Source organism: Bacillus sp. JS (assembly GCF_000259365.1).
Lineage (GTDB): Bacteria > Bacillota > Bacilli > Bacillales > Bacillaceae > Bacillus > Bacillus stercoris.
Genome location: NC_017743.1, coordinates 2,729,916 through 2,755,350 on the forward strand (window position 1 = coordinate 2,729,916; position 25,435 = coordinate 2,755,350).

The following is a 25,435-nucleotide window of genomic DNA, read 5'->3' on the forward strand; positions in this document are numbered from 1 at the left end:
GCCCCGGCTTTTCATTAGCCCTTCAGCTCAGCCATTCTTTTTTGAACAGCGTCACGCTTTGCCACATAATCTTTTTCTTTTTCACGTTCTTCATCAATTACGTGTGCAGGCGCTTTTTTCATAAATCCTTCATTTCCAAGTTTCTTTTGGACGCGCTCGACTTCTTTCGTCAGCTTATCGAATTCTTTTTGCAGACGGGCAATTTCTTCATCAATATTAATTAAGCCTTCAAGCGGAAGAATAACCTCTGCTCCTGAAACAACGGCCGTCATCGCTTTATCAACAGCCTCGATATCCGTGCCGATTTTAAGCACACTCGGATTCGTAAAGCGTTCAACATATGAACGGTTCGCTTCGAGGCGGGCTGCTATTTCGTCTGTGCTTGTTTTAATATACAGTTCAACCTGCTTGCTCATTGGCGTATTGACTTCACTGCGGATATTACGCACAGAACGGATCAGCTCAACAAGAAGCTTCATGTCAGCTGCCGCTTCCGTATCAGTATGCTCCGGCACGACAACAGGCCATTGACTTACTGTAATCGATTCCCCTTGGTGAGGAAGGTGCTGCCAAATTTCCTCTGTTAAGAATGGCATAAACGGATGGAGCAGACGCATCGTTTGATCAAGCACGTAAGCAAGGATGGAGCGGGTAGTTTTCTTAGCCGCTTCGTCTTCTCCATAAAGCGGAAGCTTCGCCATTTCAATATACCAGTCACAGAAATCATCCCAAATAAAGTTATATAAATGGCGTCCGACTTCACCAAATTCATATCGGTCAGCAAGCTGGGTCACGTGCTCGATCGTTTCATTTAATCGCGTTAAAATCCACTTGTCAGCGACTGATTTTTCGCCTGACAGATCAAGCTCATCGTACGTCATGCCATCCATGTTCATTAATGCAAAACGAGAGGCGTTCCAAATTTTATTGGCAAAATTCCATGTCGATTCCACTTTTTCATAGCTGAAGCGCAGATCCTGGCCAGGAGAGCTTCCAGTCGCAAGGAAATAACGCAGAGAATCAGCTCCGTACTTGTCAATGACATCCATCGGATCGACACCGTTGCCAAGAGATTTACTCATTTTCCGGCCTTGCTCGTCACGGATTAAGCCATGAATTAAAACATCCTTGAACGGGCGCTCGTTTGTAAATTCAATGCCTTGGAAAATCATGCGTGACACCCAGAAGAAAATGATGTCATACCCTGTCACGAGAACGTCTGTCGGATAGTAGCGTTTAAAGTCTTCAGCTGTTACATCAGGCCAGCCCATTGTGGAGAAAGGCCATAGCGCAGAACTGAACCATGTATCCAGCACGTCTGTATCCTGTTCCCAATTTTCGCTATCCTCCGGCGCTTCAAGCCCGACATATAGCTCTCCTGTTTCTTTATGATACCAGGCAGGAATACGATGGCCCCACCACAACTGACGGGAGATACACCAATCGCGAATGTTTTCCATCCAGTGTAAATACGTTTTTTCAAAACGGTCAGGCACAAAATTGACTTTTTCTTCTTTCTTTTGCAGTTCAATCGCTGCATCAGCAAGCGGCTGCATGCGCACGAACCATTGTGTAGAAAGATAAGGCTCCACAACAGCCCCGCTTCGTTCACTATGGCCGACAGAATGCATATGATCCTCGATTTTAAAGAGAACTCCCGCTTCCTGTAAATCTTTCACGAGCTTTTTGCGGCATTCAAAACGATCCATACCTTGATATTGCAATGCATTTTCATTCATCGTGCCGTCTTCATTCATGACAAGAATGCGTTCTAAATTGTGGCGGTTGCCAAGCTCGAAGTCGTTCGGATCATGAGCAGGCGTAATTTTCACCGCACCTGAACCAAATTCCATATCAACATAGTCATCACCGACAATCGGAATTTCACGATTTACAATCGGCAGGATCACCGTTTTTCCGATAAGGTGTTTATAGCGTTCGTCTTCAGGGTGAACGGCAACTGCTGTATCACCGAGCATCGTTTCAGGACGTGTCGTCGCAATTTCAATTGAACCTGTCCCATCAGCAAGCGGATAGCTCATATGATAGAACGCGCCTTGAACATCCTTGTAAATCACCTCAATGTCGGATAGGGCTGTCTTTGTCGCTGGGTCCCAGTTAATAATATATTCGCCTCTGTAGATCAGGCCTTTTTCATAAAGCTTAACGAATACTTCCCGTACCGCTTTGCTTAAGCCCTCATCCAGCGTAAAACGTTCCCGGGAATAATCAAGGCCAAGACCTAATTTCGCCCACTGGCTGCGAATAAAGTCAGCATACTCTTCCTTCCACTTCCACGTTTCTTCGAGGAATTTTTCACGGCCCAAATCGTAGCGGGATTTGCCTTCTTCACGAAGTTTCGCCTCCACTTTAGCCTGTGTCGCGATGCCGGCGTGGTCCATGCCAGGCAGCCACAGCACATCATAGCCCTGCATGCGTTTCATTCTTGTTACAATGTCTTGCAGCGTTGTATCCCATGCGTGGCCAAGGTGTAGTCTTCCAGTTACGTTTGGCGGCGGGATAACAACAGAGTACGGCTCTTTTGCTTGGTCACTGCCCGCTTCAAAAAATTTGCCTTTTAGCCAAAAATCATATCGGTCTTTTTCGACCGCTGCCGGATCATATTTCGTCGGCATTGTTTGTTCATTCGTTTCCATCATAACCCTCCAGCATGTTTAAAAATGGCTGAGAACGAAAAAAGAGCTCTTCATCCCTGTAAAAGGACGAAAAACTCTTTCGCGGTACCACCTTTTTTCATGAACTCTATCAGTTCATGCACTTATAACGGATAACGGGTGTTTCCCGAATTTCTCTACTCTTCCTTCAAGAAATTATGCTCCCGGGCGACCTTCCAATCAGACAGCATAAGAAGCCTTTCAGCAAACGGCTTCTCTCTCTGCATGCGCCTTTTTTGTACTCTTCCCGTTCTAAGCAGGTGTATTTATCAGCTCATTGTATACATTATTTATGTTCTTTATTATAGTAAAAGTGTTTTTGATTCGTCAATCATCTTTTCCAAAAACACCGCTTTCTATACAGATAGGCAGGCACCTATTGCCCAAGTTTACATATGATGCTTGTAAATGCGCAGAGGAGGATGCACTGTGAAGAAACGTTTCAGCTCTTATTCGCTGCCGCCATGGGTCAGACAAATTCGGCTTGTATCCGCACAAGTGATTATTCCCATTACGATTTTTCAAGGAATCAGAACCATTTTCTTTCCGACAACCTTTGATGTTTTGCTGCTCGCAATCCTAATCTTTTTAGCTTGCGCCCTTCATTTAGAATGGATATAAACAAACAAGTCCGCGCCATTAAGACGTGGACTCGTTTTCAGCCTGAAATTTTTTCTCTTGTTCAATCTGATGAATTTTCATCACAAACGGCTCTATATTTTTCATTTGCCAATACGCCTTTAATAATTGTGTACATTCTTCTTTTTCATGCTGTCTTTTCCCGGCTTGATAACCGTTCAGCACTTTGTACATGGCTTGCGGATAAGCCATATAGCTGAGAAATAGACTGACTTCCGCTTCACGTAAAGGAAATGATTTCGTGTATCCATAAAACCATTCGACGCATTCCGGACAAGCTTTCGGAAAGCCTCTGAACATTTTTGTAAAAAAGCCGAGCAGGTCGTTTTGCGGCGGGCCGACAGAAGCTCTTTCGAAGTTTGTAAAATATCCCGTCCCGGTATCATTATATAGAAAATGGTGTATAGACAGGCTGCCGTGGTTCATTACAACCCTTGAAACATCCTTTTCTTTTGCCGACTCATACCAGTCTTCCAGCCGCTCCAGCGCAAAGTTCACCGCGGAAATGGTTTCTGAAAAATAGGTGATGGTCTGAAGTTCAAAAGGAGAAAGGTACCATTCCTTCTCTGCTCTATCGACAAACTGTTCATAGAAGATCTTATCATGTTCCCACTTTTTTTTCGTTTGACCGTAATACCGTTCAATCTCATCACGCCTAACCTTTAGTTCCTGCATGGTTCTTTCGTGAAGGCGGGCTGTCTCTCTAAATAAATAAGCATGTTTCTGATCACGTTCTTCTTCTTGGTCAAATTGGAGCCAAGGCATTAAATAGTAGGTATCTCCGTATTGCCTGCCTGCTGAGAAAAACTCACCGCTATTTGTTCTGTATACAGGAACAAATGAACGAAAACCTTTTTCCTCAATCGCCACCATATGATCTGTAAATTGCCTGCCGCGACCCTCTTTCAACTTTTTCAGGGCAAATACGCCGTAGTCTGTATACACTTTCCAAACAAGAGGACTGACAGGCTCAATAAATTGAGCAGTCAGTCCGTATTCCTGAAGAACCGATTGGGTATCTTCCATTTCATTCACCACATTTTCCGATCGCTTACGGTTTATGCATGGCTATTTTTATATTGAGGAATATAGAGAATCTGTCCTGCTTTTAATTCATCATCCAAGGCTAAAGAATTCATCCTGATCAGCTGCTGGGATGTAATTTCATACCGTTCGCATAAACGTTCGATCGTATCTTCCTGCTGCACAATGCAGATTTTCATTCTCGAAAACTCATCCTCTTCTCTTGTAAAAAGTTTCGTTAGATAAAGAGAATTATCACTTTCCTTTGTTTGAGGTTCCTTCGTTTCAGCAGCAGGAGAAACCCTAGAAACAGCATTCGTTTCCTTCCTTTCAGTCTCAGAGGATTCAGGCAGCTGGAAGGATTGAAAAGGTGTTTCTTCCATAGGCTCTTCAGCCGGTGGTGTTTTTCTCACTTCAATTTCGAAGCTTTCGTCCTCTTGTTCTTCCTCCTCCAGTAGCTTAGGCGCTGAATAAAAAGAATCCTCCTCTTCTTGTTCGGGCAGGAAGGTACGATAGGCCGGTTCAGGCGATTCTTCTTGGGATGCCTCCTCCGAGCTTGTTTTTTGATGGAAATGGAAATGCAAATCGGCTTTGTCATTCTCCGCATATACAGCTGAAGCTGATTCTCTGCTATCTTCTATGGAGAGAGCGGCCTCTGGTACATTCTCCAAAGCTCCATCCTGTTCCGTTTCTTCTTGACAAAGCGCCGTACCAGCCTGATCTGATTGAGGCTCTTCTTCATTTTGAGCCTCTTGACGCAATGCGTATTCATGAATAGATGTTTCTGCTTTTTCCTCTTTGACCACAGTCTCTGAATGATGTTCAGCTTCCAATGCAGGCGATTCTTCTGCGCCAGCGTGTTCACGAAGCTCATCCTCCGCTGGAGAGTCTGCTTTTTCACGAACATCTGCTGCAGCTGCCGGCTCTGCCGTTTCTTTTTTTGCTTTAACGATCTCATGAATCTCTATTTCTGAAGCAGCAGGTTCTGGCTCCGATTCTGCTTTTTCTGTACGAACCTCTGCTTCCATCACTGCAGGCTCTTCAGCCTCGTCTTCCTCTTTTCCATCTTCTCTGGCCTCTGGTTCTGAAGCAACCGATTCAGGCGGCTCAGATTCTGCTTTTTCTGTCTCCAGTTCTTCACGGAGCCCTGCTTTTGAGACAAAAAGTTCTGGCGGTTCATCCTGAAGAACTGCTTTCTCTGCCGATGATGCACCTGGTTCTTCTACATTATGTGCCGGCGGCTCTGAAAGCTCTTCCTCCCTGAACGCCTCAGAAGCTTCATATAAAGGTATCTCCGGTTCTTTGTCTTGCGTATCATCTAAAAGACCTTCGATCGCTAAATCAGCTTGAATTGTTAAAATGCGCGAATCCGTTAATTGATAGTCAAATGCGTCAATAAAAACAAAGACATCCTGTAAATGGCTCACTTTATTTTTTGGAATGGTAATATCCACAGGAAAACAGTGAGCCAGTTCCGCACTTCCATCCTCTCTCTTTCTGACTTGCTCAACAAACCGCTTATCTGTATACATCTCTTCGGTATGTTTGTTTTGATCTATGTTGTACTCACCTGTAAGTTCAAGCGATCCTCTGATTGATACATAATCATTTACTTCCTGAACCCTGATATCAGGATCTAATGAAATTGAAAGCAGTTCAGAAACTTCCTGTCCTTTTTGGAAACAGATCGATTCTTCTACAGAAAATTGCAATCGATGATTTTGCGGCAAGTTCATATCCTCCTTTCATCTAATCCTTAAAATTAGATGTCACTAAAGGTGTATGTATGAACTGGAGAAAATATGAGTGGGAGTGCACGAAAAAACCGGCACAAGGAGTCCTTGATGCCGGTTTTCACTCTTATCTGCGGCTGATCTCAGCAAATACGTTCTCAGCTGCCTGGATTGTGTTTTCAATATCTTCATCAGTATGGGCCGTTGAGAGAAACAGTCCTTCGAATTGTGATGGCGGAAGGAATACCCCTTCATTTGCCATCCCTTTATAATAGCTTGCAAACAGCTTCAAATCTGATGATTTCGCTGTTTCATAATTGATGACAGGTTCGTTTGTAAAGAAGAAACCAATCATGGAGCCTGCACGGTTAAAGGTATGCGGAATGCCATGTGCCTCGGCGGCTTTTGAAATTCCTTCTTCCAGCCTGTCGCCTTTTTTGATGAAATTCTTGTAGGATTCAGGTGTCAGCTGCTTCAATGTTTCTAATCCAGCCGTCATCGCAAGCGGGTTGCCTGACAATGTACCCGCTTGATAGATCGGACCGCTCGGAGCGATCTGTTCCATGATTTCTGCCTTTCCGCCATAAGCGCCGACAGGAAGTCCGCCCCCGATTACTTTTCCTAAACAAGTCAGGTCAGGCGTTACGCCGAAGTAGCCTTGAGCGCAGTTATAGTCGACGCGGAAGCCTGTCATCACTTCATCAAAAATCAGCAGGGAGCCATATTGCTCAGTGATATCACGCAGACCCTGCAGGAAGCCTTCTTGCGGCGGAACAACGCCCATATTTCCGGCAACCGGCTCTACGATGACTCCCGCAATGTCTTCACCGTATTGCTGAAAAGCAAGCTTTACACTTTCTAAATCATTGTACGGAACGGTGATGGTGTTTTTTGCAATGCCTTCAGGCACACCAGGGCTGTCAGGCAGACCGAGAGTGGCTACACCTGAACCTGCTTTAATCAAGAGGGAATCGCCGTGTCCGTGGTAGCAGCCCTCAAATTTTAGAATCTTGTTGCGGCCCGTATAGCCCCTTGCCAAACGGAGGGCGCTCATTGTAGCCTCCGTTCCGGAGCTGACCATACGTACAATTTCTACAGATGGCACACGATCAATGACGAGCTTTGCCAGTTCATTTTCCACTTCTGTCGGAGCACCGAAGCTTGTCCCGTATTCAGCCACTTTTTTAAGGCTTTCAACAACGCGGTCATTCGTATGTCCTAAAATTAAAGGCCCCCATGACAAGACGTAGTCAATATATTCATTCCCGTCAATATCAAAGATTTTCGAGCCTTTTCCGCGCTCCATAAAAATCGGGTCCATGTCTACTGATTTAAATGCGCGAACGGGACTGTTCACACCACCCGGCATGAGTTTTTGCGCTTCTTTAAAAGCCGTTTTTGATTTTTCATAGCTTCTCATCTGCCTCAACTCCTGTCAACTGAATAAAATTACTCCGCAAGCCATTTCGCTGCGTCTTTCGCATGATACGTAATAATCAGGTCGGCACCCGCGCGCTTCATGCTTGTCAAAATTTCCAACACGATTTCTTTTTCTTTGATCCAGCCGTTCTGCGCTGCAGCCTTCACCATTGAATACTCTCCGCTTACATTATAAGCGACGAGCGGCAAAGCAAACTCATTTTTCACGTCACGCATGATATCCATATAGGAAAGCGAAGGTTTGACAATCAAAAAGTCCGCGCCTTCCTCGACATCTGATTGTGCTTCGCGGAGTGCCTCCATACGGTTGGCAGGATCCATCTGATATGTTTTGCGGTCACCAAATTGCGGTGTGCTGTTTGCTGCGTCACGGAACGGACCGTAAAACTCACTTGAATATTTTACAGCGTAAGACATGATTGGAATATTGACGAATCCTTCTTTATCGAGCGCTTCTCTGATCACTGTAACAAATCCGTCCATCATGTTTGATGGCGCAATGATATCCGCACCTGCCTTCGCTTGGCTGACAGCTGTCTGTGCTAAAAGCTCAAGCGATTCATCATTGAGGATGACCCCGTCTTTGACAAGTCCGCAATGGCCGTGGTCTGTATATTCGCATAAGCACGTGTCAGCGACAACCACCATTTCAGGGAAGTGTTTTTTAATTTCCGTGATGGCTTTTTGAACGATACCATGATCATGGTACGCTTGAGTTCCGCAATCATCCTTTTCTTCCGGGATGCCGAACACGATAACAGATTGAATTCCCAGTTTGACCAGCTCAGCTACTTCATCCTTCAATAGATCTAATGATACATGATAAACATCAGGCATTGACGGAACAGCTTTTTTGCCTTCAAGCCCTTCTACGACAAAAATCGGATAGATAAAATCGGATGGATGCAAACGTGTTTCCTTTACCATCTCTCTCATTGCATTTGATGTCCGCAGGCGGCGGTGTCTATTAAATGATTGACTCATATTCTCTCTTCCTCTCTAGACATGCTGCACATTAACTCAAGCATGCCATCTATTGTAAATGTATCTGGTGTATACGATGTAATGCCATACGTCAGAAGGGCGTCCCTTGTTAAAGGTCCGATGGTGATACAGGCAGTCTCATTCGCCTTCCACTTTTTTAATTCTTCTCCCAAGACATGCATAAACGTATGTACGGTTGATGAACTCGTAAATGTTACATAGTCAAAGGAATATTGACCCGCAGCCTTCTTCAGTGCCTTGATGCCTTCTTCGTCCGGAATCGTTTCGTAGAGAACCCATTCCTTCACTTCAAAACCGAGCGGAACAAGCTCTTGTTTTATCACATCACGTGACAAATTCCCCTTCATCACGGTAATCCGCTCTCCCGGTTCAGCATGCTGCTTAAGAGCTGCAGCCAATTGTTCAGCAATATAGTCCTGTGGCATCACATCAACCGATACGTTATGCGTTTTTAAACGGCAGGCGGTTTTTTCACCGACGGCCGCAATTTTTTTATGTGCAGGGAGAATAAGCTGATTTTCCTTCAGATAAGAAAAAAAGAAGTCTGCCCCATTCACGCTTGTAAAAACAAGCCAGCCTGGCGCGGCAAGATCCTCTCTCACCTGTTCCGCAACATCATTCGGCAAAGCGGGGCGAAACGTAATCAAAGAGGTCAAAACCGCTTTTCCGCCGAGCGCCTCCACTTTGTGCCGGAATGATGTAGCCTGTGCCTTATTCCGGGTGACAAGCACTGTTTTTCCTTTCAGGGGAAAATCATTTTCCATCCTCATCAAGCTCCCGTTTTACACGATCAATTAAATCTTTTGCTCCTTTGTCAGCCATAAGAGCGGCACAACGCTTTCCTACTTCCTCCGGATCGTTCCCGGTGACGGTTTCTTTAAAAATGATTTTGCCGTCAGGAGAAGCGACAAGCCCTGTCATTTCAATTTCATCCTGTCCGTTTAACACAGAGTAGCCTGCGATCGGAACCTGGCAGCCGCCCTCCATCGCATTTAAAAAAGCACGTTCTGCCAAAACAGTCCGTTTTGTATATTCATCTGTAAACTGAGAAAACAACGCCAACAGCTCTTCATCCGATTCTCGGCACTCAATCGCCAGTGCTCCTTGCCCCACAGCAGGCAAACAGCGCTCAGGCTCAAGGAATTCGGTTACGACATCCTGCTTCCACCCCATTCTGGAAAGGCCGGCAGCGGCTAAAATAATCGCGTCATAATCCTCTGTTTCAAGCTTTTGAAGTCTCGTATCTATATTCCCTCTAATCCATTTAATTGTAAGGTCAGGCCGCTCAATCAAAAGCTGTGCGCTTCTTCTTAAACTGCTTGTGCCAATGACAGCGCCTTCCTTCATTTCTGAAAGCTTTACGCGATTCTTTGAAATAAGGGCATCACGAGGATCTTCCCGTTCAGGAATACAGCCGATCACAAGGCCTTCAGGCAAAACAGCAGGCATGTCCTTCATGCTGTGCACTGCCATATCAATTTCTTCGTTTAAAAGCGCTTGTTCAATTTCTTTGACAAACAGCCCTTTTCCACCCACTTTTGAGAGTGTGACATCGACAATCCGGTCACCCTTTGTCACGATCTCTTTAATTTCAAAAGTAAACGAAGGGTTGATTTCTTTCAGTTTTTGGATAACCCATTTTGTTTGAGTCATAGCGAGTTTGCTTCGTCTGGAACCTACTTTAATCGTTCTCATCATTTCTTTCCTCCCGAATCTGCTTGGGACATCATTTAACTGAACCAATGGAATTGCGACAGGCTTCCAAGCAGGAAATAATTGATCATCAGCACGAGAAAACAAGCCGTATTCCACAGTGCAGCGACCTTTCCTTGCAGCTCTTTAATCAGCCTGATATAAAGATAATAGCTGTACAGCAGCAGGACGACAAATGAACCAAGCACTTTGGCGTCAAACCAATACAGCGTTTCTAGAGAGACATATGCCCAAATAACGCCGAGAATCAAACTCAGCAGCAGCATCGGAACGCCGATCACATTTAAAACATACGCCATATAATCAAGCTTTGATAAATCTTCTATTCTCAACAGCCATTTTCCCCACTTTTTCTTTTTCAGCAGATGATATTGAAACATGTACAACACAGAAAAAACGAAAGAAAGGGAAAAAGCGCCGTATGAAAGAATCGCCATTGTAATATGAATCACCAAAAGTTCTGACACAAGCTGCCCGGAAAAAGCCGCTGACTGCTGCTCTGTCGGTGAAAATGTGTGAATGGCGATCATAGAAAATCCTATAACATTTGTAAAAAACACAATAAAGTCAACACGTAAAAGCTTTGTCAGTACAAGTGACAGCGTGACAAGCACCCAGGCATAAAAATAAAGCGCCTCCGTGACATTTAATACCGGAAACCGCCCCGTCACCCACATAAAATAGGCCAAATACACGGTTTGCAGAGTCCAGACAATAGAAAGCAACCAGAAGGCCATTTTTCCAGCCTTCCGGTTGTGTTGAAGAAAATCTATAAAATAAAAGAGTACACTTAACGCGTAAATGACAATTGTCCCCTCATTAAGTCTTGCCATTGCAGTATCAATCATTCAGCTTTCACTCACTTACAAGTGGGCTAAAGCCCGCTTTTGATTCAGCCTTTTTAAAAGAGTGGACCTTCTGGCTGCTTTCAAGGGTTTTCATCATTTGACGTCCCGCAGCTTCTTCAATATCAAAAATCTGCATAAACAACGCGAGCTTTTCTTCAGAATCAACATCTGCTGCAAGCTCTTTCACCTTTAAAATCGGATCACGCAGCATTTGGTTAATGATACTTTTGGTGTGTTTGTTCAACAGTTTTTTCTCTCTTGTGCTTAAATGAGGCAGCTTACGCTCGATGCTGTCCATCGTTTCTGACTGGATGGCAAGCGCCTTTTCGCGCAATGCAGAAATAACCGGCACAACACCAAGTGTATTCATCCATTGTTTAAATTCGACAATGGTTTCTTCAATTAACAGTTCAACTTTTTCAGCGGTTTCTCTCCGCTCTTTCATGTTCGCTTCTACAATGCCTTCCAGATCGTCGATATCATAAAGAAAAACACCTTCAAGATCATTCAGCGCCGGATCAAGATCTCTAGGCACGGCAATGTCCACCATAAACAGCGGACGTCCCTTGCGAAGCTTATTCGCGTTTTCCATCATCTCTTTGGACACGACAAATTCACTTGCACCGGTTGAACTGATTAGAATATCAGCCTCCGCAAGCGCGCTTTCAAGCTGATTCAAGCTTCTCGCTTCACCGGAGAAACGGTCAGCAAGCTCCTTGGCTTTCAAGTATGTTCGGTTAATGACAGTGACCTTGCCGATTCCTTGTCCGTGCAGGTTTTCCGCAGCAAGCTCGCCCATTTTTCCCGCACCGAGAATCAATATGTGCTTGCTTGAGAGATTTCCGAAGATTTTTTTAGCAAGTTCAACTGCAGCATAGCTTACAGACACCGCATTTGAGCCAATGTCTGTTTCGGCGTGAGTCCGTTTGCCCACTGTCACGGCCTGCTTAAACAGCTCATTAAAAATAGTCCCGATCGTTTTTTCTTGCTGAGCTGTTTTAAAGCTGTCGCGTACCTGTCCGAGAATCTGCGTTTCACCAATCACCATCGAATCCAGTCCGCAGGCTACACGGAATAAATGCTCAACAGCTGCATCGCTCTCATAAAATGTTAAGAACGGTGACAGCTCTTCTTTGCTTAATTGAAACCAATCAGCTAAGAACTTTTTTATATAATAACGGCCGGTATGGAGCTGGTCGACTACCGCATAAATTTCAGTGCGGTTGCAGGTGGAGACAATGATGTTTTCCAGAATGCTTTTCTCTTCTTTCAGCTGCACCATTGCGTCTGCCAGCTCATTCGGCTGAAAACTTACTTTTTCACGTATCTCAATAGGGGCGGATTTATAATCTACTCCCACAACAAGTATATGCATCGCTTTAATTACACCCCCAACACCCAATCTTAATTTATAATTATTCTAACATAGAACTCATTATTTATAATAATTATAACATAGATTCTTTCACAAAATGTGAACAGATTTTAAAATTCTTATGCTATATTAGAAAAAGCTTCAGGGAAAAGAAGCATTCCTATTGACAATACCAAAAACAGCAGAAATTTACTACACATCAGCTCTAAAAAACAAGAAGGTGATATGCATGAAACAAAAATCAATTTTATTCCCTTGTCTGCTGCTTGCCGCTTCTGTATATGCTTGGCTTGAAAGCGGCCAAGCGGAACTGTTTTCAGGACAGGATCAATGGCCTGTTCTCCTCATGCTGTTAGGCGCAGCCTTTGTATATCAAGGAAAAAAAGAAGCCGTTGCACCCCATTTCTTTATCGGTTTGCTTCTCTTCGGGATCGGTTTACACTTTTTTGCCAAGCCGAAATGGGTATGGTGGCCGGATGATTTTGAAATGATTCTCTTTATGATCGGCTTCTCACTACTCGTTTCAACCGTTCAAAAAAAAGAATATGTATATGAGGCTGTGTCGATGATTTGTTTTTCCCTGTTTTTGTACTTTTTTAAACAAATTATGGCGTGGCTTGAGTCTGCGCATATTCCAACAGCACTTCTGAAGGAGTATTGGCCGTTTGTCTTTATTGGAATCAGTTTATTGTTATTATTGATAAAACGGAAAAAATCTATACGATAAATAAAACCGGTAGAGGATTCTCTACCGGTTTATCATTTTTTTGATCGCTCCCCAAGCTTCGTCTTTCCCCTTTTTCGTTTCTGAGGAAAAGAGAATCAGCTCGTCTTCCGGATCAATATTTAATGTTTGTCGGACAACCTTCGCGTGTTTGTCCCATTTTCCTTTCGGGATCTTATCCGCCTTTGTAGCGATAATAATAACAGGAATGCCGTAATACTTTAAGAATTCATACATCTGTACATCATCATTGGATGGCGCATGCCGCAAATCAACGATCTGTACCACTGCTTTTAATTCCTCGCGTGTCGTGATATAGGTTTCAATCATTCTGCCCCAAGCTTCACGCTCAGACTTTGACACTTTAGCAAAACCGTACCCCGGCACATCCACAAAATGCAGCTCATCATTGATAATATAGAAATTAAGCGTTTGTGTTTTTCCAGGCTTTGACGATGTTCTCGCAAGATTTTTGCGATTGATTAATGAATTGATAAAAGACGATTTTCCTACGTTTGATCTTCCGGCCAATGCAATTTCCGGTAGCCCTCCTTCAGGGTACTGTTCCGGTTTTACTGCACTGATCACGATTTCTGACTTTGTGACTTTCATTTCTTCTCTCCTACTAAGGCATGTTCCAAAACTTCGTCTAGGTGGGATGCCAATATAAATGTCAGCCCCTCTCTGACGCTTTCAGGAATATCCTCTATATCTTTTTCATTCTCTTTAGGCGCAATAATGGTCTTCAACCCCGCTCTATGGGCGCCAAGCGCTTTTTCCTTCAGTCCGCCGATTGGCAGCACGCGCCCGCGAAGCGTAATTTCCCCAGTCATGCCGACTTCACGAGAAACTGCCCGCCCCGTTAAAGCAGAAACAAGTGCTGTTGCCATCGTAATGCCGGCTGACGGACCATCTTTAGGCACCGCACCCTCTGGTACATGTATATGAATATCATACTTCTCATGAAAGTCAGGTTCAATGCCAAGTTCTTCTGTTTTGGATCGCACATAGCTGAATGCTGCCTGAGCTGACTCTCTCATTACATCTCCGAGCTTTCCAGTCAGGATTAATTTCCCTTTTCCCGGTGAAAGCGATACTTCAATCGAAAGCGTATCTCCGCCAACGGTTGTATACGCAAGCCCTGTCACTACACCAACTTGATCCTCTGTTTCAGCTTGTCCATATCTGAAAATGCGTTTTCCGATAAAATCTTGAAGGTTCTTCTCAGTAACCGTAATTCGTTTTCGCTCTTCAGCAACAATGGCTTTTGCAGCTTTACGGCAAATTGCGGCAAGCTGGCGTTCAAGGCTTCTTACACCCGCTTCTCTCGTATAGTAACGAATAATATCAAGAATCGCCTGATCACGCAGCTGCAAGTTGCTTTTCTTCAGCCCGTGTTCTTTGATCTGCTTTGGAAGCAAGTGATCCTTTACGATTTCGAGTTTTTCTATTTCTGTGTAGCCTGCGATATTAATAATTTCCATTCTGTCTCTGAGCGGCCCTGGAATTGTAGCCAAATTGTTCGCCGTTGCGATAAACAGCACTTTTGATAAATCAAAGGTTTCTTCAATATAGTGATCACTGAAGCTGCTGTTTTGCTCTGGATCAAGCACTTCAAGCATAGCAGATGACGGGTCTCCTCTAAAATCAGATGACATTTTGTCAATTTCATCTAATAAGAAAACTGGATTCAGCTTGCCGGCTTTTTTCATCCCTTGTATAATCCGTCCTGGCATTGCTCCTACATAGGTTCGTCTGTGTCCGCGGATCTCTGATTCATCCCGTACTCCTCCGAGTGAGATTCTGACGAATTTCCGTCCCAAGCTTTTTGCAATTGATTTGGCTAAAGACGTCTTTCCGACACCTGGAGGTCCTGCCAAACAGAGGATCGGGCCTTTCAGGGATTTTGTCAGCTTCTGGACAGCCAAATATTCTAAAATACGTTCTTTTACTTTTTCAAGTCCGTGATGCTCTTCGTCCAAGAGACGTCCTGCTTCTTTCAAATCAAGCTTATCATCTGTTTCATCCGTCCACGGGAGAGCAATCAGCCAGTCGATATAGCTGCGGATGACGGAGCTTTCCGCAGAACTTGACGGAATTTTTTCATATCTGTTCAATTCCTTAAGGGCTGTTTCCTTCACATGATCAGGCATGCCTGCTTCTTCAATTTTTTCAGTCAGCGTCTGAACTTCGCCAGTTTTGCCTTCTTTATCGCCAAGCTCTTTTTGGATCGCCTTCATCTGTTCACGCAAATAGTATTCCTTCTGCGTACGTTCCATTGAACGTTTGACACGCTGGCCGATTTTTTTCTCAATCTCCAGCACTTCTTTTTCATTATTAATAAAATCAATGACCTTGTTCAGCCTGTCTTTGACATCTGCCGTTTCTAAAATATCCTGCTTATCCTTTAGTTTAAGGGGCAGATGAGAAGCAACGATGTCTGCCATTCTCCCCGGCTCTTCGATATCAGTAACCGCGGCGTACGTTTCGGCCGAGATTTTTTTAGAAATTTTTATGTACTGATCAAAGTGGTCTAGCAAAGTCCGCATCAACGCTTCGTCTTCTGTATCTTTTGAATCATCTTCATGAATGAGTTGAATGTCGACCGACGTGTATTCCTCGTGTTCATTATATTTAACGATTTGGGCGCGCTTGAGGCCCTCCACCAACACACGAATCGTACCGTTCGGAAGCTTTAGCATTTGCTTAATTTTTGTATAGGTGCCGACAGTGAAAATCTCGTCTTCACCAGGTTCGTCTATCGAAATATCCTGCTGAGTGGCTAAAAATATCATATGATCATGCATCATTGCCTGTTCAAGAGCCTGAACCGACTTGTCACGTCCTACATCTAAATGCAAAACCATCGTCGGGTACACTAATAAACCTCTTAAAGGGAGGAGCGGGATGCTGCGTTTTAATTCTTCTGCCATGTGACTGACACCTCCGTGACTTTAGTATGAACCATTATAATACAACTTTTTCATCCTTGTACAATAAACGGCATGGTTCCATTTTCTATAAAGCAGTCTCCTCGTAGTATACCCTTTCTTTCTGATATGAAAAAGGAAAAGATGTCCTTCATGAAAAAAACCCTATTATAAAAATAGGGTTTAAACGGATTCTTTATTAATTTCAATATGGAACGGTTTTTGTTCCGTTGGCGGATTCACTAAAATTTCATCAAGCACTTCTTGGAACGTCTTCACTGCAATAATCTCGATTTCGTCAATCTGCTTTAAGATCGCCTGCTGATTTTCATATGGAATAATCACCTTTTTCGCACCGGACTGCTTGGCCGCTTTTATTTTCGGAATAACGCCTCCGATAGGTTTCACAAGGCCGTTCAAGCTGATTTCGCCTGTCATCGCAACGGTATTGTCAATAGGAATTTTATGTATCGCCGAGAAAATCCCCGCCGCCATCGCGATGCCCGCTGACGGCCCATCAATCGGAACCCCTCCTGGGAAATTGATGTGAATATCATAATCAGACGGCTTCATTCCCATTGTCCGGAGCACAGTTAACACATTTTCAACCGAACCCTTCGCCATGCTTTTTCGTCTGATTGATTTTGATTGGCTGCCGATGCTTTCTTCTTCAGCTATTCCTGTGATATTAATTGATCCTTTATCTTGAGCCGCGGTTACACTTACTTCGATTTCCAGAAGCGACCCGCTGTTAGGCCCATAGACTGCAAGCCCATTTACAATGCCGACCTGCGGTTCAACACCGATTTTTTGCTCATGCTTCGGTGTAAGCTGACTAGAGTGGATGACCCATTCAATATCCTCAATGGTAATGTCTTTCCGATTCTCCGTAACAGCCATCCCCGCTGCGATTTGAATCATATTGACAGCTTCCCGTCCGTTCCTCGTATAGCTGGTCAGCAGATCGAGGCCTTCTTCAGAGATATTTTTTTCAATTTTATCCGCTGCTGTTTTGGCAACAGTTTTCAGTTCGTCCTTTTCAAGCTCACGGAAAAAAACCTCCAAACAGCGGGACCTGATAGCTGGCGGAATTTCGTTTGGCATTCTTGTGGTTGCGCCAATCAGGCGAAAATCAGCCGGCAGCCCATTTTGAAAAATATCATGAATGTGATTCGGAATTTGTGTATTTTCCTCACTGTAATACGCACTGTCTAAAAAGACTTTTCTGTCCTCAAGCACCTTCAGCATTTTATTCATTTGAATCGGATGCAGCTCCCCTATTTCATCAATAAACAGCACACCGCCATGGGCATGAGTGACAGCTCCCTGCTTCGGCTGCGGTATCCCAGCCTGCCCCATTGCTCCGGCCCCTTGGTAAATCGGGTCATGGACAGAGCCGATGAGCGGATCGGCAATTCCTCTTTCATCAAAACGGGCTGTTGTCGCATCAAGTTCCACAAAAACAGCTTGCTCTTTAAACGGTGATTGTTTATGTTTTTTTGCTTCTTCCAACACAAGCCGCGCAGCAGCCGTTTTTCCAACTCCCGGCGGTCCATAGACAATGACATGCTGAGGATTCGGTCCGCACAAAGCCGCCTTTAATGCTTTAATACCGTCTTCCTGTCCGACAATATCTTGAAAGCTTTTGGGGCGGACCTTCTCAGATAATGGCTCGGACAAGCTGATAGCGCGCATTTTCCGAAGCTGCTCCATTTCCTTCTTTGATTCTTTATCTATCGTGACCTTTTGTGTCCTTTGATTTTTAAGCAAATTCCAAAAATACAAACCAATGATGATCCCAAAAAACAGCTGAATAAATAACGCGATCCCTGTCCAACTCATGGTGGTCCCTCCTGAAAAACAATTTATGTATCCAATTCATTCCTCTGATTGCTAGTATCTCCCATAGGAGGCGGGAATAAACGTTTTTCCGGAAGAGTTTACATGCAAAAAACCTCCTGAATGATTCATTCAGGAGGTTTGTGTTTATCTTTATGCAGATGTTTTATCTTGGCTAACCTCAGTGCCGTCTTTTAATAAAAGGCGAGGAGGCTCTCCGTGTGTCACAGTTGCCCCGGTAATCACACATTTTTCAATGTCATCACGAGAAGGCAGCTCAAACATCACATCAAGCATGATGCCTTCAATGATAGAACGGAGTCCGCGTGCGCCAGTCTTGCGTTCAATCGCTTTTTTAGCGATTTCAGAAAGCGCTTCTTCTTCAAATTCAAGCTCAACGTTGTCAAGCTCAAGCATTTTCTTGAATTGCTTAACAAGAGCGTTTTTCGGTTTTGTTAAGATCGCAACCAAAGCTTCTTCGTCAAGCTTTTCAAGGCTTGCAATAACCGGAAGACGTCCGATAAACTCAGGAATTAACCCGAAGCGGAGCAAATCTTCAGGAAGCACTTTTGAAAGAAGATCTTCTTTCTCAAGATCAGCAGCTTTGTTGTCAGCACCGAATCCAATCACTTTTTGGCCTAAACGGCGTTTGATGATTTGTTCGATACCATCGAAAGCTCCGCCGCAGATGAACAAAATATTTGTTGTGTCAATTTGAATGAATTCTTGATGAGGATGCTTACGTCCTCCTTGAGGCGGCACGCTCGCCACTGTACCCTCAAGAATTTTAAGCAATGCCTGCTGTACGCCCTCACCTGACACGTCACGTGTGATAGACGGGTTTTCAGATTTTCTAGCCACTTTATCGATTTCATCAATATAGATAATGCCTTTTTCGGCTTTTTCCACATCATAATCAGCAGCTTGAATGAGTTTCAAGAGAATATTCTCTACATCTTCACCCACGTATCCAGCTTCAGTCAAAGATGTAGCGTCTGCAATCGCAAACGGCACATTTAAAATGCGAGCCAACGTTTGCGCCAGAAGGGTTTTACCGCTTCCTGTAGGCCCGATTAATGAAATATTACTTTTTGAAAGCTCAACATCATCGACTTTGCTGTTGGAGTTAATGCGCTTATAGTGGTTATACACAGCAACAGCAAGTGATTTCTTCGCTTGATCTTGGCCGATGACATATTCATTCAAGATTTCACGAATTTCCTGAGGCTTTGGTACGTCTTTAAATTCTACTTCTTCTTCTGTTCCGAGTTCTTCCTCTACAATTTCAGTGCAGAGTTCGATACATTCGTCACATATATATACACCAGGCCCAGCTACAAGCTTACGAACCTGATCTTGTGTTTTTCCACAAAACGAGCATTTCAATTGTCCTTTTTCCTCGTTAAATTTAAACATTCTTTCACCCCTTAATCTTGTCTCACTTTTTCTTTTACCGGCAGAGCAAAAGAAAATGATTCTTGAAACGAAACGAGTATGTATTGCATTTTACCATACTTTCCAAAAAGACGGTAACAATGTGTTTCTGACTTGCACATTCTATATGTATGACAAAAAACTGCCCTGCATTAACTATCTTGCCCCAAGAAAAAGAGATAACTCATAATTGTACAAAACAAGGCACGAATGATTCGCGCCCTGTTTTATTATTACTATTATTATGCACCATATTAACGGTTTTCTACAAGAAAATCAATTGCTTTGCGAACTTTTAAATCTTCTTTCATCGCGTCAGTAGAACCGATGGCTTGTTTAATATTTTCAACAGGCATGTTGTATGCTTCAGACATTTTTGTAAGCTCAGCATCAACTTCCTCATCTGATACTTCAAGGTTTTCCGCTTTCGCAATCGCCTCAAGAGTCAGGTTAGATTTTACGCGTTTTTCAGCATCTTCTTTCATTTGCTCTTTTAACGCAGCTTCATCTTGGCCTGAGAATTGAGTGTAAAGCTCAAGGTTCATGCCTTGCATTTGCAGACGCTGTTCGAATTCTTTCAGCATGCGGTCAAGCTCAGTGTCGACCATTGCTTGCGGCACATCGATTTCAGCATTTTCAGAAGCTTTCAGAACAAGCTCTTCACGCAATTTAGCGTCAGCTTCGTTTTCTTTCGCTTCTTCTAAACGTTTCTTAGTTTTTTCAGTTAATTCAGCGAGTGTTTCCACTTCTTCATCGATATCTTTAGCGAATTCATCGTCAAGCTCAGGAAGCTCTTTCGCTTTGATTTCGTGAATTTTCACTTTGAACACAGCTGGTTTGCCTGCAAGATCTTCAGCGTGGTACTCTTCAGGGAATGTCACTTCAACATCCTTCTCAGCACCTGCTTCAAGGCCAACTAATTGATCTTCGAAGCCAGGGATGAATGAACCAGAACCTACTTCTAGAGAGTAGTTTTCAGCTTTTCCGCCTTCGAATGCTTCGCCGTCAACGAATCCTTCGAAATCAAGAACAACTGTGTTTCCTTCTTCAACAGCGCCTTCTTCTTTTACAACAAGTTCAGCTTGACGCTCTTGAAGCGCTTTTAGTTCGTTTTGAACATCTTCGTCAGTTACAGTTGTGTCGTCTTTTTCAATGCCTAAGCCTTTGTAGTCGCCAAGCTTCACTTCAGGTTTTACTGTTACTTTCGCAGTGAAGATTAAGCTTTCGCCTTTTTCGATTTTTTCAACATCGATTTCAGGACGGTCTACAGGCTCGATTCCAGCTTCTTCAACCGCTTTAGGGTATTCTACAGGAAGAAGAATATCCAAAGCATCTTGGTAAAGAGCTTCTACGCCAAAGCGCTGTTCGAATAATCCGCGAGGAATTTTACCTTTACGGAATCCAGGAATTGAAACTTGTTTTACTACTTTTTTAAATGCATCATCAAGTGCTGTTTTAAACGTTTCAGCATCAACTTCAACCGTTAAAACGCCTTCGTTGCCTTCTTGTTTTTCCCATTTTACAGACATGTGTTTCCCTCCAAAAATCTATTCAGGTTGTGTCGGTCTTCCATTCTAAAGCAATCATTCGGCTTCGTCCAACAAAAACAAAGCTGCCAAAGATCAGAATCATTATGTATAGATGTTAATAATGAACTGCAAAGCCTGTCCAACCGTATTTCTTATAACCCGTTATACACAAATACAACCACTATATTATAACATAACACATAGCGCTTTCAACTATATGGCGTGATTTACAAATAAGAAATTTCTTCAATATCTTTTATCATAGTGCAAGCTTCATCGAGTTCTCTGTCGGTAAATTCATACATCATATGAAGTTCTTCTCTTTCAATTTCAATCCCGTGCATCTCGTAGCCGACTTTATGCAGGGCAGCCGCCCAAAGATCAGCCGACAGCAATTTCGGCTGGAACGGATATAAAACGTATAAATGTCTTCTCCACAATTCTTCTACGGCCGCATACAAGGTTGGATTTTCATTTCCAAGTGTCTCATCCAGCACCCTGAGAACACGGTGCAGAATCGGAGCGGCATCAGGCGGGACAATCTCAGACGGTTCAATTGTCAACGACTCGCCAAATTTACTAATGTGCACAGGTTTACTGTACTCATGCTCGGCCAACAGCATAACAATCATCGTTTTGATAATCGGGTGGGCTGAGGGGTCTTGAAGGATTGTTTTGAGCAATCCTGTATACTTTGCTACGTTACGGTCTTTTAAGGAATGAATGAGATTCATTTGCTCCTCAGGGCTTGCCAGCACTTTCTCAGTGTCAATTGTATCCTCGTATTCTTCAGCCCAAGCCTCGTCCTCTCGATCCGGATCGGTCATTTTCCGGCTGAAATCAAGCAGCTTGTAAAATTGCTCGGCGCTTTCTGCCGGCAGCTGATTTTCTTCCAAAACGGCTTCAATAGTGCTTTTGACTTCTTCGTATTTTTTAAGCTGAATTAAGATGGTCATGTACACCTGCAAAACCGTAAAATAATGGCCATAACCTTCTTTGAGCATCTTCTCGCACACACTTTTTGCCTCTTCCAGCTCGCCCAGCTCTAAAAAGCAGATGGCCATCCCTAAGTGAAGATCAGATTCAGTATCATCATATTTCATTGCTTCTGAAAACAGCTCAAGCGCTTCTTGATACTTTTTTTCCTTGAGTGATGACATCCCTTTTTCCACGAGGCGGTCTTTTAGATGAGGAAAAGGAATAATTTTTGCGTTTTTCTTGTCATGCGTCATACCTATATTCCTTTCAGGCATTTATTTTGTTCAAGTGTATCAACACCTGTGAACAAACACAAGAAATGAAAGGTTTCACCAGGCAAAAAAAGCCGCCGGACAAAGACCGGCCGCTTCTTCAGGCTTGAAGCCAAGAGCTTCTTTTCGATTCAAATAGCTTGATTTCATCTTCAAGCAGCAGCGTTAATGAAATTTCATCATAGCCGTTGATGAGCATCTCTTTCCAATGCGGATCAACTTCAAATGAAATTTGATTGCCTTCACTGTCATGAATCAGCTGATTTTCAAGGTCAACAGTCATTTGCAATGACTGGTTTTCATACTGGCTGACTAGCTGTTTCCAATTGTCATATGGCATGCGGATTGGAAGCATCCCGTTTTTAAAGCAGTTCTGATGGAAAATATCAGCAAATGACGGCGCAATGATAATTTTAAACCCATAATCATCAAGCGCCCACGGAGCGTGTTCGCGCGATGATCCACAGCCGAAGTTTTCTCCTGCTATTAAAATGGAAGCTCCTTGATAAACAGGCTGGTTTAATTCAAATTCAGGATTCGGTTCACCATTCGCATCATATCTCCAGTCAAAAAATGCAAAACGCCCGTAGCCTGTTCTTTCAATCCGCTTCAAAAATTGTTTAGGAATAATCTGGTCAGTATCAACATTGATCCGATTTAATACGGCCGCTTTCCCCGTATGTGATTTCAAAGGTTCCATCTCGCGCACTCCTTACACAACTGTTTTTTCCTGATAAAACTTTCTGACATCAACGAAGTGTCCGTGAATGGCAGCCATCGCAGCCATTGCCGGGCTGACGAGATGTGTTCTTGCACCTTTTCCTTGTCTTCCCTCAAAGTTGCGGTTAGAGGTTGACGCACAGCGCTCTCCCTCAGGAACAACATCATTATTCATACTCAAACACATGCTGCAGCCTGACTCTCTCCACTCAAATCCAGCTTCCAAGAAAATCTGGTCAAGCCCTTCTTGTTCAGCCTGAAGCTTCACACTTTGGGATCCTGGCACGACGATGGCTCTAACGCTGTCAGCTACCTTCTTCCCTTTGATCATATCTGCAGCCTGACGAAGGTCTGTCATGCGGGAATTTGTGCAGGAACCGATAAATACGTGCTCCACTTTAATGTCTTCGATTTTCTGATGGGGAGTCAGCCCCATATATTCATAAGCTCTAATCGCTTCTTTTTTGTCATCTTCTGCAGAAAAGCTTTCCGGCGCTGGAACTTCAGAATCGACAGGAAGAACCATTCCCGGGTTAATGCCCCATGTCACCATAGGAGAAATGTCGTTGCCGTCAAGGACGATAGATTTATCGTAAACAGCGCCCGGGTCTGTGCGCAGCGCTTTCCATTCCTCTACAGCCTTGTCAAATTCTTCGCCTTTTGGCGTGTACTTGCGGTTTTTGCAATATTCAAATGTTACCTCGTCAGGTGCAATCAAACCTGCTCTTGCTCCTGCTTCAATTGACATGTTGCAAACGGTCATTCGTTCATCCATCGTCATATTTCTGAATACTTCCCCAGTGTATTCAATGACGTAGCCAGTGCCGAATTTCACACCGTATTTACCGATGACAGCAAGAATGACATCCTTTGCCGTTACCCCTTTTTGAAGCGTTCCATCTACACGCACTTCAAGTGTTTTCGGACGCTGCTGCCAAAGAGTCTGTGTGGAAAGGACATGTTCAACTTCACTCGTCCCGATTCCAAATGCAAGAGCGCCGAAAGCGCCATGTGTTGATGTATGACTGTCGCCGCACACGATCGTTTTCCCTGGAAGCGTTAAGCCCAGTTCAGGGCCGACGACATGGACAATCCCTTGATCCACACTGTGAAGATCGGCAAGGCGCACGCCAAATTCTTCACAGTTTCTTTCAAGCGCCGTTACTTGGCGTTTCGCAACTTCATCCTTTATCTCAAAACGATTGACGGTCGGGATGTTATGGTCCATTGTCGCAAATGTGTTTTGGGGTCTTCTGACCTTTCTTCCCTTTTGTCTCAAACCTTCAAATGCCTGAGGTGACGTCACCTCATGAATGAGATGCAAATCAATATAGAGAAGATCGGGTTTTCCCTCACCATGTTTTACAATATGCTGATCCCAAATCTTTTCGATGATTGTTCGAGGCATCATCTTTATTTCCTCCCTCTACCTATGAACTAAGACCGCTTATCGTAAGCTGTCACACATTAGAAATTGTATTTTCACTCATGATTGCTGCCTTAACTTCCTCCGTAATGGCCTGAGTGCTGCTGAACTCTTCACCCCGTGCCAAGTCTCTTGTTCTTTTTCCGGAAGCCAAGACTTTGTTTACCGCATCTTCTACAGCTTTCGCTTCCTCTTCAAGCCCGAAAGATGTTCTCAAAAGCATTGCCGCTGACAATATGGCCGCGAATGGATTTGCCATCCCTTTGCCGGCAATATCAGGCGCGGAGCCATGAACAGGCTCAAACAGATGAAGACCTGAGCTTGATAGGCTGGCTGACGGGAGCATTCCGAGTGAGCCTGTAAGCATCGACGCTTCATCGCTTAAAATGTCACCAAACATATTTTCAGTCACCACGACATCAAATTGATTCGGTGCATAAATCAGCTGCATGGCTGCATTATCCACAAGCATGTGCTCCAGCTTTACATCAGGAAAATCTTTTGCAACGTCCTCGGCCACTTCACGCCACAGTCTGCTTGATTCTAGAACGTTTGCTTTATCAACAGAGGTTACTTTTCCTTTTCTGGCTGCTGCCATTTTAAAGCCCTCTCTGATCACGCGTTCAATTTCCGTCCGCTTATAAAACAGGGTGTCTACTGCTTCCTGCTCACCTTCAGTGTTTACATAGCGTTTGCTCGGCTGGCCGAAATACAAGCCGCCTGTCAGCTCTCGGACGATAACAAAATCAACATGATCGATGTATTCTTTTTTCAAAGGCGAAGCGTCAGAAAGGCTTTCAAACACCTTCACTGGCCGTAAATTCGCAAACAAATCAAGCTGTTTTCTGATGCTGAGCAGCCCTTTTTCCGGTCTCAGCTCCGAAGGGTTTTGATCCCATTTCGGTCCGCCGACAGCGCCAAGCAATATCGCATCTGCATTTTTACAAGCGGCAACGGTTTCCTCTGGGAGGGGGTTGTTATGTTTGTCAATCGCCGCCCCTCCAATCAGGCCATATTCAAATTCAAATTCATGGTTAAAGCGTTCGGCAACACTTTTCAGTACGTCTGTCGCTGATTCTAATACTTCAGGGCCGATCCCGTCTCCGGGCAATAGAGCAATACGTTTCTTCAA

20 protein-coding genes and 1 other annotated feature are annotated in these 25,435 nt (G+C 43.9%); of the genes, 2 read left to right on the plus strand and 18 right to left on the minus strand.

Annotation, left to right across the window (positions count from 1 at the left end; all coding sequences use genetic code 11):
• Positions 1 to 14: 14 nt before the first annotated feature.
• On the minus strand, positions 15 to 2,657 hold the full coding sequence (valS, locus tag MY9_RS13900) for a valine--tRNA ligase (RefSeq protein WP_014664855.1): 2,643 nt from the start codon (positions 2,655 to 2,657) through the stop codon (positions 15 to 17).
• A gap of 59 nt (positions 2,658 to 2,716) precedes the next feature.
• Positions 2,717 to 2,939 (minus strand) — a binding site (T-box leader).
• Positions 2,940 to 3,104: 165 nt separating this feature from the next.
• Between valS and MY9_RS13905 the strand changes: the two genes are divergently transcribed.
• Positions 3,105 to 3,296 (plus strand): hypothetical protein, encoded by a 192-nt coding sequence (locus tag MY9_RS13905; RefSeq protein ID WP_003222590.1) that lies wholly within the window; start codon positions 3,105 to 3,107, stop codon positions 3,294 to 3,296.
• Positions 3,297 to 3,314: 18 nt separating this feature from the next.
• Here MY9_RS13905 and cotN read toward each other — a convergent pair whose 3' ends face one another.
• The 8 genes from cotN to hemA form a co-directional block, all read right to left on the minus strand.
• Positions 3,315 to 4,340 carry a spore coat protein CotN gene (gene cotN / locus MY9_RS13910; protein WP_014664856.1) on the minus strand — a complete coding sequence of 342 codons (1,026 nt, stop codon included), beginning with the start codon at positions 4,338 to 4,340 and terminating at the stop codon, positions 3,315 to 3,317.
• A gap of 32 nt (positions 4,341 to 4,372) precedes the next feature.
• Positions 4,373 to 6,067, minus strand: coding sequence for a LysM peptidoglycan-binding domain-containing protein (locus MY9_RS13915; RefSeq protein WP_014664857.1), 1,695 nt, complete (start codon positions 6,065 to 6,067; stop codon positions 4,373 to 4,375).
• A 130-nt stretch (positions 6,068 to 6,197) separates the two neighbouring features.
• The gene (gene hemL / locus MY9_RS13920; protein WP_014664858.1) at positions 6,198 to 7,490 is read right to left on the minus strand and encodes a glutamate-1-semialdehyde 2,1-aminomutase; all 1,293 of its coding nucleotides are present in this window, start codon (positions 7,488 to 7,490) and stop codon (positions 6,198 to 6,200) included.
• 29 nt (positions 7,491 to 7,519) lie between these two features.
• Complete coding sequence (hemB, locus tag MY9_RS13925) at positions 7,520 to 8,494, minus strand: porphobilinogen synthase (protein ID WP_014664859.1); 975 nt, start codon at positions 8,492 to 8,494, stop codon at positions 7,520 to 7,522.
• The gene (gene hemD, locus MY9_RS13930; RefSeq protein WP_014664860.1) at positions 8,491 to 9,279 is read right to left on the minus strand and encodes a uroporphyrinogen-III synthase; all 789 of its coding nucleotides are present in this window, start codon (positions 9,277 to 9,279) and stop codon (positions 8,491 to 8,493) included. The genes hemB and hemD overlap by 4 nt, the downstream gene beginning before the upstream one ends.
• Positions 9,269 to 10,213 carry a hydroxymethylbilane synthase gene (gene hemC, locus MY9_RS13935; protein WP_014664861.1) on the minus strand — a complete coding sequence of 315 codons (945 nt, stop codon included), beginning with the start codon at positions 10,211 to 10,213 and terminating at the stop codon, positions 9,269 to 9,271. Before hemC ends, hemD begins: the two co-directional genes overlap by 11 nt.
• A 32-nt stretch (positions 10,214 to 10,245) precedes the next feature.
• Entirely contained in the window at positions 10,246 to 11,076 is an 831-nt protein-coding gene (locus MY9_RS13940; RefSeq protein WP_003222575.1) for a cytochrome c biogenesis protein, read from the minus strand.
• 7 nt (positions 11,077 to 11,083) lie between these two features.
• The gene (gene hemA / locus MY9_RS13945; protein ID WP_014664862.1) at positions 11,084 to 12,451 is read right to left on the minus strand and encodes a glutamyl-tRNA reductase; all 1,368 of its coding nucleotides are present in this window, start codon (positions 12,449 to 12,451) and stop codon (positions 11,084 to 11,086) included.
• Between the two features lie 229 nt (positions 12,452 to 12,680).
• Here hemA and MY9_RS13950 point away from each other — a divergent pair, with 229 nt between their 5' ends.
• Entirely contained in the window at positions 12,681 to 13,178 is a 498-nt protein-coding gene (locus tag MY9_RS13950) for a hypothetical protein (protein ID WP_014664863.1), read from the plus strand.
• A gap of 21 nt (positions 13,179 to 13,199) precedes the next feature.
• Here the strand turns inward: MY9_RS13950 and yihA are convergent, their stop codons facing one another.
• The 9 genes from yihA to leuB form a co-directional block, all read right to left on the minus strand.
• Entirely contained in the window at positions 13,200 to 13,787 is a 588-nt protein-coding gene (yihA, locus tag MY9_RS13955; protein ID WP_014114673.1) for a ribosome biogenesis GTP-binding protein YihA/YsxC, read from the minus strand.
• Positions 13,784 to 16,108, minus strand: a complete 2,325-nt coding sequence (gene lon, locus MY9_RS13960) for an endopeptidase La (protein ID WP_014664864.1) — start codon at positions 16,106 to 16,108, stop codon at positions 13,784 to 13,786. The genes yihA and lon overlap by 4 nt, the downstream gene beginning before the upstream one ends.
• Before the next feature lie 180 nt (positions 16,109 to 16,288).
• The gene (lonB, locus tag MY9_RS13965) at positions 16,289 to 17,947 is read right to left on the minus strand and encodes an ATP-dependent protease LonB (RefSeq protein ID WP_014664865.1); all 1,659 of its coding nucleotides are present in this window, start codon (positions 17,945 to 17,947) and stop codon (positions 16,289 to 16,291) included.
• Between the two features lie 150 nt (positions 17,948 to 18,097).
• Positions 18,098 to 19,360, minus strand: coding sequence for an ATP-dependent protease ATP-binding subunit ClpX (gene clpX, locus MY9_RS13970; RefSeq protein ID WP_003229613.1), 1,263 nt, complete (start codon positions 19,358 to 19,360; stop codon positions 18,098 to 18,100).
• 272 nt (positions 19,361 to 19,632) lie between these two features.
• The gene (gene tig, locus MY9_RS13975) at positions 19,633 to 20,907 is read right to left on the minus strand and encodes a trigger factor (protein WP_014664866.1); all 1,275 of its coding nucleotides are present in this window, start codon (positions 20,905 to 20,907) and stop codon (positions 19,633 to 19,635) included.
• Positions 20,908 to 21,134: 227 nt separating this feature from the next.
• A complete protein-coding gene (gene ddcA, locus MY9_RS13980) occupies positions 21,135 to 22,139 on the minus strand; it encodes a DNA damage checkpoint antagonist DdcA (RefSeq protein ID WP_014664867.1) in 1,005 nt (334 codons plus the stop codon).
• 118 nt (positions 22,140 to 22,257) lie between these two features.
• Complete coding sequence (gene leuD, locus MY9_RS13985; protein WP_014664869.1) at positions 22,258 to 22,857, minus strand: 3-isopropylmalate dehydratase small subunit; 600 nt, start codon at positions 22,855 to 22,857, stop codon at positions 22,258 to 22,260.
• A gap of 12 nt (positions 22,858 to 22,869) precedes the next feature.
• Positions 22,870 to 24,288, minus strand: coding sequence for a 3-isopropylmalate dehydratase large subunit (gene leuC / locus MY9_RS13990; RefSeq protein WP_014664870.1), 1,419 nt, complete (start codon positions 24,286 to 24,288; stop codon positions 22,870 to 22,872).
• Between the two features lie 49 nt (positions 24,289 to 24,337).
• Positions 24,338 to 25,435 (minus strand): 3-isopropylmalate dehydrogenase, encoded by a 1,098-nt coding sequence (gene leuB / locus MY9_RS13995; protein WP_014664871.1) that lies wholly within the window; start codon positions 25,433 to 25,435, stop codon positions 24,338 to 24,340.